This window comes from Bradyrhizobium tropiciagri, assembly GCF_018130505.1.
Classification (GTDB): domain Bacteria; phylum Pseudomonadota; class Alphaproteobacteria; order Rhizobiales; family Xanthobacteraceae; genus Bradyrhizobium; species Bradyrhizobium tropiciagri_B.
In genome coordinates this window covers 223550-239071 of record NZ_JAFCKH010000006.1, presented here as the reverse complement: position 1 = coordinate 239071, position 15522 = coordinate 223550, and the positions used below count along the sequence as shown (strand labels likewise).

The 15522-nt window shown below is 65.8% G+C and carries 17 protein-coding genes; 1 reads left to right on the top strand and 16 read right to left on the bottom strand.

Going from position 1 to position 15522, the window contains the following annotated elements:
• Positions 1-29 precede the first annotated feature (29 nt).
• The 15 genes from iaaH to JQ633_RS17300 form a co-directional block, all read right to left on the bottom strand.
• Positions 30-1460: an indoleacetamide hydrolase gene (iaaH, locus tag JQ633_RS17370; protein ID WP_211986269.1), complete on the bottom strand. Its 1431-nt coding sequence runs from the start codon at positions 1458-1460 to the stop codon at positions 30-32.
• A 33-nt stretch (positions 1461-1493) separates the two neighbouring features.
• Positions 1494-2825 carry a phenylacetate--CoA ligase PaaK gene (paaK, locus tag JQ633_RS17365; RefSeq protein WP_211986268.1) on the bottom strand — a complete coding sequence of 444 codons (1332 nt, stop codon included), beginning with the start codon at positions 2823-2825 and terminating at the stop codon, positions 1494-1496.
• A gap of 20 nt (positions 2826-2845) precedes the next feature.
• Positions 2846-3301, bottom strand: coding sequence for a hydroxyphenylacetyl-CoA thioesterase PaaI (paaI, locus tag JQ633_RS17360; protein WP_211986267.1), 456 nt, complete (start codon positions 3299-3301; stop codon positions 2846-2848).
• A gap of 178 nt (positions 3302-3479) precedes the next feature.
• Positions 3480-4556 (bottom strand): 1,2-phenylacetyl-CoA epoxidase subunit PaaE, encoded by a 1077-nt coding sequence (gene paaE, locus JQ633_RS17355; RefSeq protein ID WP_211986266.1) that lies wholly within the window; start codon positions 4554-4556, stop codon positions 3480-3482.
• 2 nt (positions 4557-4558) lie between these two features.
• Positions 4559-5062: a 1,2-phenylacetyl-CoA epoxidase subunit PaaD gene (gene paaD, locus JQ633_RS17350; protein WP_211986265.1), complete on the bottom strand. Its 504-nt coding sequence runs from the start codon at positions 5060-5062 to the stop codon at positions 4559-4561.
• Positions 5056-5832, bottom strand: coding sequence for a 1,2-phenylacetyl-CoA epoxidase subunit PaaC (paaC, locus tag JQ633_RS17345; protein ID WP_211986264.1), 777 nt, complete (start codon positions 5830-5832; stop codon positions 5056-5058). Before paaC ends, paaD begins: the two co-directional genes overlap by 7 nt.
• 138 nt (positions 5833-5970) lie before the next feature.
• The gene (gene paaB / locus JQ633_RS17340; RefSeq protein WP_066504298.1) at positions 5971-6258 is read right to left on the bottom strand and encodes a 1,2-phenylacetyl-CoA epoxidase subunit PaaB; all 288 of its coding nucleotides are present in this window, start codon (positions 6256-6258) and stop codon (positions 5971-5973) included.
• A 10-nt stretch (positions 6259-6268) separates the two neighbouring features.
• Positions 6269-7261 (bottom strand): 1,2-phenylacetyl-CoA epoxidase subunit PaaA, encoded by a 993-nt coding sequence (gene paaA, locus JQ633_RS17335; RefSeq protein WP_211986263.1) that lies wholly within the window; start codon positions 7259-7261, stop codon positions 6269-6271.
• A 74-nt stretch (positions 7262-7335) separates the two neighbouring features.
• Positions 7336-8205 (bottom strand): phenylacetic acid degradation operon negative regulatory protein PaaX, encoded by an 870-nt coding sequence (paaX, locus tag JQ633_RS17330; protein ID WP_211986262.1) that lies wholly within the window; start codon positions 8203-8205, stop codon positions 7336-7338.
• 211 nt (positions 8206-8416) lie between these two features.
• Positions 8417-9187, bottom strand: a complete 771-nt coding sequence (locus JQ633_RS17325; RefSeq protein WP_211986261.1) for an esterase/lipase family protein — start codon at positions 9185-9187, stop codon at positions 8417-8419.
• 194 nt (positions 9188-9381) lie between these two features.
• Positions 9382-10665, bottom strand: a complete 1284-nt coding sequence (locus tag JQ633_RS17320; protein WP_211986260.1) for a DUF445 domain-containing protein — start codon at positions 10663-10665, stop codon at positions 9382-9384.
• 211 nt (positions 10666-10876) lie between these two features.
• Positions 10877-11353, bottom strand: coding sequence for a phasin family protein (locus JQ633_RS17315; protein ID WP_211986259.1), 477 nt, complete (start codon positions 11351-11353; stop codon positions 10877-10879).
• Positions 11354-11538: 185 nt separating this feature from the next.
• Complete coding sequence (locus JQ633_RS17310; protein WP_211986258.1) at positions 11539-12132, bottom strand: GNAT family N-acetyltransferase; 594 nt, start codon at positions 12130-12132, stop codon at positions 11539-11541.
• Between the two features lie 11 nt (positions 12133-12143).
• Positions 12144-13226, bottom strand: a complete 1083-nt coding sequence (locus tag JQ633_RS17305; RefSeq protein WP_211986257.1) for a PHA/PHB synthase family protein — start codon at positions 13224-13226, stop codon at positions 12144-12146.
• Positions 13223-13606, bottom strand: a complete 384-nt coding sequence (locus tag JQ633_RS17300) for a hypothetical protein (protein ID WP_211986256.1) — start codon at positions 13604-13606, stop codon at positions 13223-13225. Before JQ633_RS17300 ends, JQ633_RS17305 begins: the two co-directional genes overlap by 4 nt.
• A gap of 172 nt (positions 13607-13778) precedes the next feature.
• Here JQ633_RS17300 and JQ633_RS17295 point away from each other — a divergent pair, with 172 nt between their 5' ends.
• The gene (locus JQ633_RS17295; protein ID WP_249159428.1) at positions 13779-14705 is read left to right on the top strand and encodes an alpha/beta fold hydrolase; all 927 of its coding nucleotides are present in this window, start codon (positions 13779-13781) and stop codon (positions 14703-14705) included.
• Here the strand turns inward: JQ633_RS17295 and JQ633_RS17290 are convergent.
• On the bottom strand, positions 14653-15378 hold the full coding sequence (locus JQ633_RS17290; RefSeq protein ID WP_211986254.1) for a spermidine synthase: 726 nt from the start codon (positions 15376-15378) through the stop codon (positions 14653-14655). The genes JQ633_RS17295 and JQ633_RS17290 overlap by 53 nt on opposite strands.
• Positions 15379-15522 lie beyond the last annotated feature (144 nt).

The following is a 15522-nucleotide window of genomic DNA, read 5'->3' as shown; positions in this document are numbered from 1 at the left end:
GCCGACGGCAGCGCCGGCCCGACGGCCGCTCAGAGTTTCGGCGGCGGCGCGGTCCCCAGGATCGCCTCGATCGACAGGCCGAGCCCGAGCAGTCTGCCGTCACTGCCCACGGGGCCGTCGATCTCGAGGCCGACCGGCAGTCCAGCAGGCGTCATGCCGGCATAGAGCGACAGGCCGGGAAGCCCGGCATTGCTGGCCGGATCGGTGTTGCGGATCATGGTGCCGAAGGTCGGCGCAGGCTCGCCGCCATTGACCGACATCTCGCTCGACCCGTTCGTTTCGTCGATCACGGGCGCGGGCGCGATCGTGGTCGGAAACAGGATCGCATCCAGCCTGTTGTCCCTGAGATAGGCGGCATAGATCGCCTGCAGCGCCGGCCGCTGCACCCGGATCGCATCATCATAGGCGGCGCCGAAGGCATCCGCCGTGATGGCGCCGAACGCGCCGATGACATCGGGGCTGGCGACGCCGGCCGCGATATCTGCGAGCGTGATGCCTTCGATTCCGGACGCCTTCAGATAGGCCGGGATATCGGCGATCGGCTCATGCAGCGCGATCACGAACGACACCTTGCCGTTCTGTTCGAACAGATCGGGCATGTCGACGTCGACAAGCACCGCGCCGGCGGCAGCAAGCCCGGCGCATGCCGCGCGGGCGACGACTTCGACATCGCGATCGAGGCCGCTCCAGAAGCAGGCGGGAATGCCGAGGCGCACGCCGTGCAACGGAATAGCCGTGGCGAGCGGTGTGCCTGATATCACGGCATCGAGCAGCGCGACATCGGCGACCGTGCGGCCCATCGGGCCGACGGTGTCGCGGGTATGGCTGATCGGAACCACCTGATTGTCGTCGTGATAGCGCCGCTCGGCGCCGCCATTGCCGACCGATGGCCGCAGGCCGACGGTGCCGGTCAGCGCCGCCGGCACGCGGGTCGAACCGCCGGTGTCCGATCCCAATCCGCAGGTGACGATGCATGCGGCGATCGCGGCCGATGTTCCGCCCGAGGAGCCGCCCGGAATCCGGCTGGTGTCGTAGGGATTCCGCACCGGCCCCGCGAACGGCGCGAGGTTGGTGCTCGTGATGCCGAAGGCGAGCTCGTGCAGGTTGGTCTTGCCGATGACGACGGCGCCGGCGTCAAGCAGCTTCTGCAGCGACGGCGCGTTGCGCGCGGGCCGCGCGTGCTGCAGCGCCGGCGTTCCGCCCGACGTCGGCAGATCGGCGGTGTTGATATTGTCCTTGATCACGATCGGCACGCCGGCGAGCGCGCCGGTCCGCTTGCCCGCATCGACCTCGCGCGCTGCCGCCAGCGCGCCGTCGCGGTCGATCAGGATGAATGCGTTGAGATGCTTCAGCTGCTCGGCGCGATCGAGCGCGGCCTGGACGACGCTGACCGCCGTCAGCTTCTTGTTGCGGATCGCGGCGACGATGTCCGCGGCGGTGGTCTCACTGCTGTCAGCCATTGCAGCCTGCGCCCCCTTGATGCGGGCGAAAGGCTATTCTTTCGGCCGCTTGTCGTAAACCCGTTTCGCCTTGCCGAGCGAGCGCTCCAGCGTCTCGGGCGCGACAACGCGGATACGGGTTGAGACGCCGATCGTGTTCTTGATGAAGGTCGCGACCTTCTCGGCGTGCACGACGAGGCCGCTGCCGTCCCAGCTCTCGGGACGGGCTTCGGCGAGCACGGTCATCTCGTCCATGCGGCCCTCCCGCGTGAGCTCGATGATGAAATGGCCGCCGCACCAGTCGGTCGCGAGCAGCGCCTCCTCGATCTGGGTCGGGAACACGTTGACGCCGCGCAGGATGATCATGTCGTCGGAACGGCCGGTGACCTTCTCCATCCGCCGCATGCCGGGCCGCGCCGTACCCGGCAACAGCCGCGTCAGGTCGCGGGTGCGGTAGCGGATGATCGGAAAGCCTTCCTTGGTCAGCGAGGTGAACACCAGTTCGCCCTTCTCGCCATCCGGCAGCACCTGGCCGGTCTGCGGATCGATCACTTCGGGATAGAAGTGATCCTCCCAGATATGCAGGCCGTCCTTGGTCTCCACGCATTCCTGCGCGACGCCGGGGCCGATCACTTCAGAGAGGCCGTAGATGTCGGTGGCGTCCATGTCGAACGCCTGTTCGATCTCGACGCGCATCGCATTGGTCCACGGCTCGGCGCCGAAGATGCCGAACTTCAGCGACGATTTGCGCGGATCCAGGCCCTGCCGCTTGAACTCGTCGAGGATCGCCAGCATGTAGCTCGGCGTCACCGTGATGATGTCGGGCTTGAAGTCGTTGATCAGCTGCACTTGCCGCTCGGTCATGCCGCCGGAGATCGGAATCACCGTGCAGCCGAGCCGCTCGGCGCCGTAATGCGCGCCGAGGCCGCCGGTGAACAGGCCGTAGCCATAGGCGTTGTGCATCAGCATGCCGGTGCGGCCGCCGGCGGCGCGGATCGAGCGCGCCATCACGTCCGCCCAGGTGTCGATATCGGCCTTGGTGTAGCCGACCACGATCGGCTTGCCGGTCGTGCCGGAGGAGGCATGGACCCGCACCAGTTGTTCGCGCGGCACCGCGAACATATTGAAGGGATAATTGTCGCGCAGGTCGGTCTTCACCGTGAACGGGAATTTGGCGAGATCGGAGAGTTGCCTGAAATCTGACGGGTGCACGCCGGCGGCATCAAAGCTCTTCTTGTAATGCGCGACATTGTCGTAGGCGTGCTTGAGCGACCAGGCGAGCCGTTTGGTCTGCAGCGCCATGATCTCGTCGCGCGAGGCGCGCTCGGCGGCATCGAGATCGGCGCGATAGCCGCCATCCTTGACCTTCAGCTTTGCCGTTGCCATCACATTCCCCTCGAAAACGATTATGCCTTGATATCGGTGTCGGGCAGCCAGCTGCCCGCAATCACGCGCGAATGGCCGCGGAATTCGGCGATCACGGTGTCGCCGGCAGTGACGTGCACGTCGTAGATGCCGGAGCGGCCGCTGCGTGAGATCTCGCGCGCGGTGGCGACCAGGCGGTCGCCGAGCTTGCCCGGCCGGATGAAGGTGACGTTGCCCTGTGCCGCCACCGCGCGCTCGTTGTGGCTGTTGCAGGCAAAGGCGAAGGCGGAATCGGCCAGCGTGAAGATGTAGCCGCCATGGCAGATGCGCTGGCCGTTGACCATGTGCGGCTGCACCGTCATGGTCATCACCGCCTGCCCCGGCCTGATCTCGACCAGCTCCATGCCGAGGCCCTTGCTGGCGTCGTCCTCCTTCCACATCGCATCCGCGCAGGCGCGGGCGACATCCTCGGGCGATAACGTGGCCTTCACGTTCACATCGAACTCCCTGTCAGCGGGCCCGTTCGGAGGGCCTCTTGAGCTTCAAGTGTTGGGCGCGACGCGCGAGACGTCAACGCTACTTTCCGTCATCTACTCTTCGTCATTCCGGGGCGATGCGGAGCATCGAACCAGGAATCTCGAAATTCCGGGTTCGCTTCGCGCCCCGGAATGACGATCAGACGTGGTCGTAATCGACCACGACCTTCTCCGAGCACGGCTTGGCCTGGCAGGTGAGGATGAACCCCGCCTTCAGCTCCCACGGCTCCAGCGAATAATTGAGCTCCATCGGCGCCTCGCCCTCGACCAGCTTGGCGCGGCAGGTCGAGCACATGCCGCCCTTGCAGGCGAACGGCAGGTCCATGCCGGCGCGCAGCGCGGCGTCGAGGATCGACTCGCCGTCGGCCACCGGCACCTCGCGGCGCTTGCCGTCGATGATCAGCCCGGCCACCGCCTTCGGCGGCGCGCCGGCGGGAATGACGACCTTCGGCCGCGGCTTGCCGCCGAATTCGGAGACGAAGCGTTCGACATGGATGCGGTCCTCGGCGATGCCGATCTCGCGGCAGGTCGCCTCGATGGCCTCGCTCATCGCGGCCGGACCGCAGACGAAGACATGATCGACGGTTGCGGCCGGCACCAGCGAGCGCAGCAGCACACGCACCTTGTCGCCGTCGAGCCGGCCATGCAGGATCGGGATGTCCTGCTCCTCGCCGGAGATCACGTGGAACACCGAGAGCCGCTGCATGAAGCGGTCCTTCAGCTCCTCCAGCGCCTCGCGGAACATCATGCCTTCGGTCGAGCGGTTGCCGTAGAACAGGAAGAAGCGGCTGTCCGGCTCGCGCGCCAGCACGCCCTTGACGATTGAGAGGATCGGCGTGATGCCGCTGCCGGCGGCGAAGCCCACATAAGTCCGCGCCTCGCCCGGCGCATGCACGACTCCGAACCGGCCGGTCGGCGTCATCACGTCGAGCTCATCGCCGGCCTTCAGGTCTTCCGCGGCCCAGCTCGAGAACGCGCCGCCGTCGACCCGCTTCACCGCGATGCGCAGTTCGCCGTCATCGGGGCCGGAGCAGATCGAATAGGACCGGCGGATCTCCTCGCCGTCCATGGTGGTGCGCAGCGTCAGATACTGGCCGGGCGTGAAGTTGTAGTCGGCTTGCAGATCGGCAGGGATCGCAAACGTCATGGAGACCGCATCCGACGCCTCGCGGCGCAGATCGTTGACGGACAGACGGTGAAAGCGCGGGGTCGACATGGTCAATGACACTTGAAGTAGTCGAAGGGTTCACGGCAGCTCCTGCAACGCCACAGCGCCTTGCAGGAGGTCGAGCCGAATTCGGACAGCAGCTCCGTCTGATCGGAGCCGCATTGCGGACACGCCACCTGCTGCTCGCCGAACAGCGCGCGGCGCGAGGAGCCCGGCAGCGGCGGCGCGATGCCGTATTCCTTCAGCTTGCGGCGGCCGTCGTCGCTCATCCAGTCGGTGGTCCAGGCCGGCGACAGCACGGTGCGGACCTTCGGGCGATGGATGCCTTCGCGCTCCAGCGCCAGCTCGATCTCGAGCGCGATCATGTTCATCGCGGGACAGCCGGAATAGGTCGGCGTGATCGCGACCTCGACATGGCCGTCGTGAACCTCGATATCCCTGAGCACGCCGAGATCGGCGATGGTCAGCACCGGAATTTCCGGATCGACCACCTGTGCGGCCGCGCTCCAGGCGCGCCGGCGAAGATCGGCATCGCTGAGCGCCAGGGTTACCATGTCGCCCCCGGAAAGGTCCGCTGCAGCGACTGCAACTCGCTGAGGAGATGGCCGAGATGCTCGCTGTGGGCACCGCAGCGGCCGCCCTGCTGCATCCAGTTGCTGGCCGGCAGCGACAACGTCGCCTCGTTGATGACGCCGGTAACCGTCTTCAGCCAGCGCGGCTGCAGGGCCGCGGGGTCGATCGCGACGCCGGCATCGATCAGGTCGCGCTCGCTGTCGTCGACCGCGAACATCTCGCCGGTGTAAGCCCAGAGGTGATCGACCGCCTCCTGCGCACGCCGATTGCTCTCCCCGGTGCCGTCGCCGAGGCGGACGATCCATTCCGACGAATGCCGCAGATGATAGGCGCTCTCCTTCTCCGACTTCGCCGCGATCGCGGCCAGCGTCGCATCGGATGATCCCATCATCGCGCGCCAGTAGAGATCGGCAAACGCCGCATAGAAGAACTGCCGCACCATGGTACGGGCGAAATCGCCGTTCGGCTGCTCGACCAGCAGCAGGTTGCGATACTGGCGAACGTCGCGCAGGTAGGCGAACTTGTCCTCGTCATTGTCCATGCCCTCGACCCTGGCCGCGTAGCTGTAGAGCTCGCGCGCCTGGCCGAGCAGGTCGAGGCCCATATTGGCGAGCGCCATGTCCTCCTCCAGCGCCGGCGCATGGCCGCACCATTCGGAGAGGCGATGGCCGAGGATCAGCGCATCGTCGGCGCGGCGCAGCGCGTAGAGCACCAGCGGTGTTTCGCAGACTTTGATATTGGCGATGGCCATGTTGTCCAATCCACCTGCATCCACTTGCTCGACGTCATCCGGAACCTGCGCAGCAGGCGTCTCGAAGGATGGCCGCGATCACGAACGGGTCATGGTTCGAGACGGCGCTGCGCGCCTCCTCACCATGACGGGCGAGAGTCACATATGCCCGACTTCGTCGGGTACGTCGTAGAACGTCGGATGCCGGTAGATCTTCGACTCCGCCGGCTCGAACATCATGCCCTTCTCGGATGGATCGGACGCGGTGATCGCGTTCGACGGCACCACCCAGATCGACAGTCCCTCGCCGCGGCGCGTGTAGATGTCGCGCGCGGCCTGCAATGCGAGCGTGGCGTCGGTCGCATGCAGCGAGCCGACATGCTTGTGCGCAAGCCCGTTGCGGCTGCGGATGAAGACTTCCCAGAGCGGTGTGTTCGGCGTGGCCATCTCGATGCTCCTACTCTGCGGCCTGCGCGAGCTGGCGGCTCTTGCGCTTTTCGGCATAGGCCGCGGCCGCCTCGCGCACCCAGGCGCCCGCGTCATGCGCCTTGCGGCGGGCGGCGATGCGATCGCGGTTGCAGGGGCCGTTGCCGGCGAGCACCTGCTTGAACTCGCTCCAGTCGATCTCGCTGTATTCCCAATTGCCGTTCGCGTTCTGCTTCATACCGGGATCGGGAATCGTGAGCCCGAGGAACTCGGCCTGCGGCACCGTGGCGTCGACGAATTTCTGGCGCAGCTCATCGTTGGAGAAGCGCTTGATCTTCCATCTGGTCGAGGTGTCGCTGTGCTGGCTCGCCTGGTCCGGCGGGCCGAACATCATCAGCACCGGCCACCACCAGCGATCGAGCGCGTTCTGCGCCATCGCCTTCTGCTCGGCGGTGCCGCGGCACAGCGTGACCATGATCTCAAAACCCTGGCGCTGGTGGAACGACTCTTCCTTGCAGACGCGGATCATCGCGCGCGCATACGGGCCGTAGGAACAGCGGCACAGCGGGATCTGGTTCATGATGGCGGCGCCGTCGACCAGCCAGCCGATGGTGCCGATGTCGGCCCAGGTCAACGTCGGATAATTGAAGATCGAGGAGTACTTCGCCTTGCCCGCGAGCATCGCGTCGACGAGTTCCTCACGCGAGGTGCCGAGCGTCTCGGCGGCGGCGTAGAGATAGAGGCCGTGGCCGCATTCGTCCTGCACCTTGGCGAGCAGCGCGGCCTTGCGGCGCAGCGACGGCGCTCGGGTGATCCAGTTACCCTCGGGCAGCATGCCGACGATTTCGGAATGGGCGTGCTGGGAGATCTGCCGGGTCAGCGTCTTGCGGTAGGCCGCCGGCATCCAGTCGTTCGGCTCGATGCGCTCGTCGGCATCGATGCGGGCCTGGAATTGCGAAGCAAGGGCAGCGTCCTCGATGCCGCGATCGTCACCGTCGGAACTGTTGAGCGCCTGCGTGTACATGGCCGACCTCCCGCTGTTGTTAGGCAGAGTTATATAACACAATTTTCTATTTGCAAGTTATTTTTGTAACATATTCACGCACCCTCGAAACGGTGTGCCACCGCCCCGTTGGGCTTCGGCAGCGGCCCGTCCTCGTTGGTAGCGTGCTCGTCAAGCCATTGTTCCGACGGCGAAAGCAGCCCGCGATAGATCTCGCCGCAGAGCTGTCGCGCCGCCCTGCCCGGCCAGTCCCGCGGCAGCAATGGCGGTGGCAGCAGCGGATCGCGCAGCACGACGCGGCGGTAATGGTGGATCAAGAGAACCCGCGCGGTGAAAGCGTCGGCATCGGACAGCGTCTCGCCCCTGACGATCCAGCCGTGCAGCGGCTCGAACGTCTTCATGAATTTCAGATAGGCATCCGCGGTGCGATCGAGCGGCCAGCTTTCGCTGAGCAGCCGCCGCCCGCTGTCGTCTTCGGCGGAGACTTCGAGACGGATCGCGCGCGACGCCTCGTCGGGGACCGGCACGCCCGATGGCGCAACCCATACGCCCGGCAGCGGACTGCCGAAGCCGGCATTCTTCAGCGCCTCGCGCGCGGCGTCGCGGTCTTCGGCATTGCCGATCAGCAGCAGCTCGAAACGGCCGGTCCAGTCCGAGGGCGGCGGATCGTAGATGTGTCTGGTCGCGGTGTCGAAGGTCTGCCGGCCCTTCTCGTTCAGCCGATAGAAGCTGTTGCGACCGACCTTGCTGCGCTCGAGCCAGCCGTCGGCGGCGAGCCGCGACATCGCGGTGCGCACCACATTGCCGTCGATGTCGAGCGACTTGAAGAATTCCAGCAGCGTGCCGAGCCACACCGAGCCGCCGCGCGGCACGATGGCGTCGCCGAACACGGTGATGATGATCGAGCCGGTGCGCGACGGCTCGCGCTTCAGCTGATCGACGATACGGGCAAGCGGCTGCGGCATGCCGCAAGGCATAGCGCGTTTTGTCGATTCACGACAATGCGGGGTCTTCTCCTTCTCCCCGCGCGCGGGGAGAAGGTCGGGATGAGGGGGCGTCTCCGCAGAGCTGGTGAGAGACGGACACGCGGAGAATCCCCCTCACCCGGATTGCATCTGCGATGCAATCCGACCTCTCCCCGCAGGCGGGGCGAGGTGAAGATGGAGCGTCGCACGTCTACCTGTTCGGATCCGGATAGACCATGCTGCGCCAGCCGCCGCGATCGAACGGCGCCCAGGCGCCTTCTTTCTGCGCGAGGCGATCGGCGACCGCATAAACCACGGCCGGATGATGGCCCATGCCGCAATGGCTGCTCTCGACCTCGATGCTGTCGGTCATCGACGAGGCCTGCTCGCGGCAGCCCTGCCAGGCGCAGATGCCGTCGGTACGGCTGAAGATCGCGGTGGTCGGCACCGGCGGGGCGCTTGCGAGCGAACCGCCGAAGCGCGAGTCCTCTTCATCGGCGCGGCGGCCGCTGGCCATCTCGTAGACGCGCCAGGCATTGGTGGACTTCGGACCCGCCGCGAACGGGCTGCCGAGCGTAATCACCTGGCGCACGCGCTCCGGCATCATCTTGGCGAGCTGGCGGGCATAGAGGCCGCCGAGGCTCCAGCCGATCACCGAGACCTTGCGGCCGGTCGTCTCATTCATCTCGCACAGCAGCTCGACCATCCCGTCCTGCACGCCGGCGCGCAGCCCGAGATTGCGGCCCTGGCGCCAGCCGCTGACGGCGTAGCCCTTGCTCGTGAGAAAGTCGCGCAGCGGCCGGGTCGACATGTCGGAGGCGATCAGTCCGGGCAGCACCAGCACCGGATGGCCGTCGCCGCGCGGGGCGAGGCTCAGCAGCGGCAATGCACCAAGGAAAGCACCGAGTTCGGAAATGGCGCGGCCCTCCAGGAACATCAGCGTCCTGGACGGCGGGCGTAGCGTCTGCGCAGCAACCGACATTTCAGCTCCTCTTCCGGCACGTCCCCGGCGCCGGCAAATGGATTGACAGGATGGGTCAACAGGATTGACGCAAACCCGGCGGAATCGTTCCGCAACGCAACAATGTGTCTTGAAAAGCTAGGGAACCGATCACATTCGTGCAAGCGGTCCACGTCACACTTGTCACAACTTAAGTGACACCCGTGCCCAATCGGTCACAGCAGCCGCAGCGCGTATTCCAGCGTGTAAAGCGCGAGGCCGGCAAGCCCGCCGATCAGCGAGCCGTTGAAGCGGATGTATTGCAGGTCCTTGCCGACATTGACCTCGATCAGGGAGATCAGCTGATCCATGTCCCAGCTCTTCATCTGGTCGGCGATGAAGCTGGAGACGCCGCTCTTCTGCTCCGCCACCACCGTGCGCAGGATGGCGACGAGCCCCTGGTTGATCTCGCTGCGCAGATCGACGTCGCCATCGAGCGCGTCGCCGGCCTCGGCGAACATCCGCGCCAGCTGATGCTGCAGCACCTGCGACTCGCCGGAGGCGCTGCGCTCGAGGAAGTCCTTGACGTTGGCCCAGATGGTGCGCCCGAGATTGGCAAGCTCCGGCCGCGCGAGAAGATCGCGCTTCAGCCCGTCGATCCGATCGGAAAACGCCTTGTCGCTGCCGAGCCGGTCGACAAAGGACAGCAGCATGCGGTCGAACTCGCCGCGGAACGGATGCTGCGGATCGCCACGCACCTCCTCGAAGAACTTCGTGGCCGAGGCGATGATGCGGTTCACCACGAACTTGTCGGCTCGATAGAGCCGCAGCAGCGTCGGCATCTCGGCGCGGACCTTGTCGCGGATCACCGCCATGGTCTCCTGCTGCGTCAGCGTCTGGTGCAGCACGCGCAGGATATCGTCGAGCAGGCCGGCATGCTTGCCCTCCTGCACGAAGCCGCGCAGCGCGCCGGCGGCGAGCGGCGCGAGATCGATCGAGAGAATCTGCGTCGTGACACGGCGGCTGATGAACTGCATCAGTCCGGAGCTCTCGGTCGCTGACAGCGCCTCGGGCAGCATCCGCAGCACGAAGCGCGCGAGATCCTCGCTGCGCTTCCTGTCGCGCAGCCAGTCGGCGATGAACGAGCCGAAATCGATCTCGCGCAGCTTGGCCTCGACCGGCCCGGCCTCGAGGAAGTTGTTCTCGATGAACTCGCCGAGCTTCTCGGCGATGCGCTGCTGATTGCTCTGGATGATCGCCGTGTGCGGAATCGGCAGCCCCAGCGGCCGCCGGAACAGGGCGACCACAGCATACCAGTCGGCAAGCCCGCCGATCGTCGCGGCCTCGGCGAAGGCTGCGATGAAGCCGAACACCGGGTGTACCGGCAATAGCGCCTTCGCGGCGATGAAGATGGCGAATGTCGCCGCCAGCACGCCGGTCGCCAGCCACTTCACGCGCCGCAGCTCGGCCGCGCGCTCGGCGTCGACAGGTGTTGCGATGAGGGCGGCGGGAAGGGTCATGGGCTTTCGCAGGCGTGACGAACAAACCATAGCACGTCCCCACCGCCGTCATTCCGGACGACGCGAAGCGGGATCCGGAATCTCGAGATTCCGGGTTCGTGCTTCGCACGCCCCGGAATGACGGTGGGAGACGATGACGTATGTGGAGCACCAGACAAAAAGAAGGCCCGCAAATGGCGGGCCTTCGAAAGGGAGCAGTGGTGCAACGTTATCAGGCGGTCTTGCCGTAGACCTTGGCGAGGTTGTCCTGCGCGGTCTTCGCACCGTCGGTGACGAGCTTGCCGAGATACTCGCTCGTGGCCTTCGCCCGCGAGACGAACAGTTCGCCACGCGCACGGACCATGTCCGACTGGATCTGGGCGGCTTCGCTCAGCGACTTGGCGGAGGCGAGCTTGTCGATACCGGCGAAGAACGCCTCGGCGTCCTGGTACATCGCCTGCTGGATGTTGCGGCTGATCTTGGCGGCCTCGGTCACCGAACCGGCGACGGCGGACTCGATCACGTTGGTGACCTTCTCGGAGCCGGCATAGGCATCGGCAGCGCGGGTCTTCGCGGCCTCGGCCTGCTTCTTCACGAACTCACGGGCGGCTTCCGGAACTTCCATGTTCTGGAGCTTGGTGAACGCCTCGGTGACGGGCGCGAAGGCTTCCTTGACGCTGTTCAGCACGGAATTGGTTTCGGTGGTCATTGGGGTCTCTCCATCCTCAGGTTTGAGCTATGGGCTCACCCCGTCCGGATTGGCCCGGGGCAGGAGTGTTATGTCACAATTGATGGTGCGCCGCAACAAAGATGTTGCAGCGCGATATCACGAACTCGTGAACAGAGGAAAGATCAGGCAATCTGCCTGTGAATTCAGCAGCTTATGGTATCAAGTTACTGCTGAACGGCGTCCGGCAGCCCGTAGGCCTCCATCTGGGCCCGGACCTGCGCCACGTTGTGCCCGAGCACCACGATATCGTGGGGCTTGCCTTCGACATCGCGGACATGGTCGCGGAGCAACGCCTCGGCCTTGAAGCCGAGGCTCTCGAACAGCGCGATCGCCGCCCGCTGGTCGACCGTCATCTGCACCGAGAATTTCTCCAGCCCTGCCGCCAGCGCAATGGCGAAGGTCTCCTGCGACAGCGCCCGGCCGACCCCCTGCCCACGCACGTCCAGCGACACCACCATCCGGATCTCGCCGACATGCGGCGACCAGGAGTGCGGATCGCGCACCAGCGTGCCGCAGCCGACCACCTTGCCGTCCTTGATCGCGAGCAGGCTCGTGATGTCGCCGCGCTCGATCTCGTTGATCCAGGCCGACAGCACCTTCGGCTGGCTGATGTTGCGCGGCAGGAACAGCAGATCGTGCGTCGGCAGCTTCTGCGCGAAGGCCAGCACCGCGGCCTCGTCGGCCCGCGTCATCAGGCGAAACTCGATGTCGCCCGCCTCGGTTTTGACGTGGCGCGGATAGGAACGTTGTTCGGTCATGTCATTCTCTCTTAAGTCGATCTCTTGCCCAGCCAGGAGTCCAGTTTCGGCCACAGCCGCTTGATTGCATTGGCGCCGGCGACCAGCGAGACGTGACCGCCTTTCAGCATCACCTCTTCCTTGTCCGTCGAGCCGATCTTGGTGATCAGGTGCTTGGCCGCGTCATAGGGCACGATGTGATCGTGCTCGGCGACGGCATGCAGCAGCGGCACCTTGATGTCGGCAAGCTTCGCGGCGCGGCCGCCGACCGTCATGGTGTCGTTGAAGAGCTTGTTGTCCCACATCAGGTCCTTGGTGATGGCGCGGAAATATTCGCCGGCGAGCGGCAGCGTGTCGGTCGCCCAGCGGTCGAACATCCGGTACGACTTCACGAACTCGTCGTTCCAGATGTTGTCCCAGAGCTGGATCTGGCCGGTGATCCGCGCGGCCGGCCGCAGCATGTCGAAGGACTGCAGGATCAGCTCGGGCGGCATGTTGCCGGTGCTGTCGATCAGGCGGTCGACGTCGAAATAGCGGCGGTCGGCGAAGTTCGAGAACAGCTTCATCTCGCGGAAGTCGATCGGCGTGGTGAAGCAGATCAGGTTCTTCATCGGCCCATCGCTGTGGATCGAGCCGTACAGCAGCGACAGCACGCCGCCGAAGCAATAGCCGATGACCGAGACCTCCTTCTCGCCGGAATCCTGCTGCACGCGGCGGACCGCGTCCGGAACGAAGTCGAGGACATAGTCCTCCATGCGCAGCGACTTCTCCTCCGGCTTCGGCGCGCTCCAGTCCAGCATGTAGACGTCGTAGCCGCGCTTGAGCAGGAATTCGATGAAGCTTTGCCCCGGCACCAGGTCGAGGATGTAGCCGCGGTTGGTGGTCGCCATCACGATCAGCACCGGCACGCGGTAGACTTCGCTGGCCTGCGCCCGGTAGTGATAGAGGTTCATGGTGCCGCGCGAATGCAGCACGTCCTTCGGCGTCTCGCCGAGCGTGGGACCCGAGCTCGAGAAATACTCGACGCCCTTGATGCTGCGCTGGATCGCGCGCTGGACCTCGGACTGTACACGCTCGGAGATCGAGGCGAAGTCAAATCCGGTGGGAGCGTTCATTTGCGTTCTCCCTCTGGCGGTGGTTGCCTGGTCCGCGGCGGCCGCGGCGCCGCGCCATAGCCGTCGGCGGGCGCTAGCGAATTATGGTGCACCTGCTGCAGCAGCGTCTTGATCTCGTTGAGCTGGTTCTCCATCGACTGCAGGCGCTCGGCCATGCCGACGAGCTGGGCGCGGCTCGGCAGGTTCATCGCCAGCAGATACTTCTCCATCAGCTCGCCGAGCTGCTTCTGCGCGCCGGCCGCGACGCCGCCCGCCTGGTTCATCACCTTGGAAAATTCCGGCGAAGACATCAGCTGGTTGCCGAAGGAGTTGAACCCCTTCTCCATCTCGCCAATCATCGTCTGCCAGATCACGGCAGGGTCGTTGCCCTTGTCGGTCATGCGGCGCTCCTCCACACCAATTGCGAGCGCTTGTCGCGCCTCCACTTTGTTTGCACCATACGACACCGTTGCCGCGGCTCGGTCAACTGCGGCACGAGCGGTGCCAGTGGAAGCCCTTCTGCGCTGCGTCAAACCGTGGCATAGAGGTTGCTGACCGCGCCACCGACAGGGGATGCCCGTGACCACGCCCGCCCACCAGCCGCCACAGATCGTCAAGGCCAACGGCATCGACATCTGTTACGAGACGTTCGGCGATGCGAATGCCGAGCCGCTGCTGCTGATCATGGGCCTCGGCGCGCAGATGGTGGTTTGGGACGACGAGTTCTGCGAGCAGCTCGCCGCGCGCGGCTTCCGCGTGATCCGGTTCGACAACCGCGACATCGGCAAGTCCGGCAGACTGAGCGGCGGCGGCCCGCTGCGGCCGCTCGAGCTGCTGAAGCTGCGCTTCCTCAAGATTCCGCTCGCCGCGCCCTACAAGCTGTCCGACATGGCGCAGGACACGATCGGCCTGATGAAGGTGCTCGGCATCCAGTCGGCGCATATCGTCGGCGCCTCGATGGGCGGCATGATCGCGCAGGAGATCGCGATTTCGTATCCGCAGGCGGTCCGCTCGCTGACCTCGATCATGTCGACCACGGGCAATCCGAAACTGCCGGCGCCGTCCCGCGCCGCCATGGCGCTGCTGATGGCGCCGCCGCCGAAAAGCCGGGACGAATACATCCAGCGCTTCGCACAGACCTGGAAATTCCTGCGCGCCGGCTCATTCCCCGAGGACGAGGCCCGCGACGGCGCGCTCGCGGCGCGCACCTTCGAGCGCGGCCTCAATCCGGCCGGCGTCGGCCGCCAGATGCGCGCGATCCTCGCCTCCGGCAGCCGCAAGGAACGGCTCGCCAGCGTCAAGGCGCCGACACTGGTGATTCACGGCACCGTCGATCCGCTGGTGCATCCCGAGGGCGGCCGGGACACCGCGGCCTCGATCCCGGGCGCCAAGCTCATGATGATCGAACGCATGGGCCACGCGCTGCCGATCCCGATGTGGCCGCAGATCATCGACGCGATCGACGCGCACGCGCATCAGGCGGCGGCGAAGGCTGCGTAGGCTCGTTGGTCGCAATCCAGATCACGTGACGCGCGCCGCCGCCCCGGCCGGTGGCCCGGACGGCGACCTCGTTGACGGCAAACCCGGCCTGACGAAGCGATTTCGTGAACTTCACATTGGGCCCTGACGACCAGACCGCGAGCACACCGCCCGGTCGAAGCGCGCTCTGTGCGGTTCTCAGCCCCCAGACGTCGTAGAGCGCGTCGTTGGCCTTGCGGGTCAGGCCCTCCGGCCCGTTGTCGACGTCGAGTAGGATCGCATCATAGGTGAGCTTGTTCCGCTCGATCAGCCTGGCGACATCGACCTCCTGAATGCTGACGCGCGGATCGTCGAGGCTGTCGCCGAAAAGCTCTGCCATCGGGCCGCGCGCCCACGCGACAACCTGCGGCACCAGCTCGGCCACCACGATCTTTGCCTTGCTGCCGAGCACGCCGAGCGCGGCACGCAAGGTGAAGCCCATGCCGAGGCCGCCGATCAGCACAACGGGTTTGGCGACCTTCTCGATCCGTTTGGCCGCAAGCGTCGCCAGCGCCGCCTCCGATCCGGAGAGACGGCTGTTCATCAGCTCGTTGGTCCCGAGCTTGATGGAGTATTCGCGGCCCCGCCGCATCAGCCGCAGCTCGTCCTCGCTGCCGGGGATGCGCGCGGTGTCGATCTTTTCCCAGGGAATCATGGTCTGGCTTTTAGCACGGGAGTTCGGCGTGGGCGGCCAGAACCGGCTCTAGCAGTAAACTCTCGCCGTCATCCCGGCGAAAGCCGGGACGACGCTGTGGAGAGAGCCGGGCCTAAACGCCGGCGCGTAGCCCGGATGGAGCGC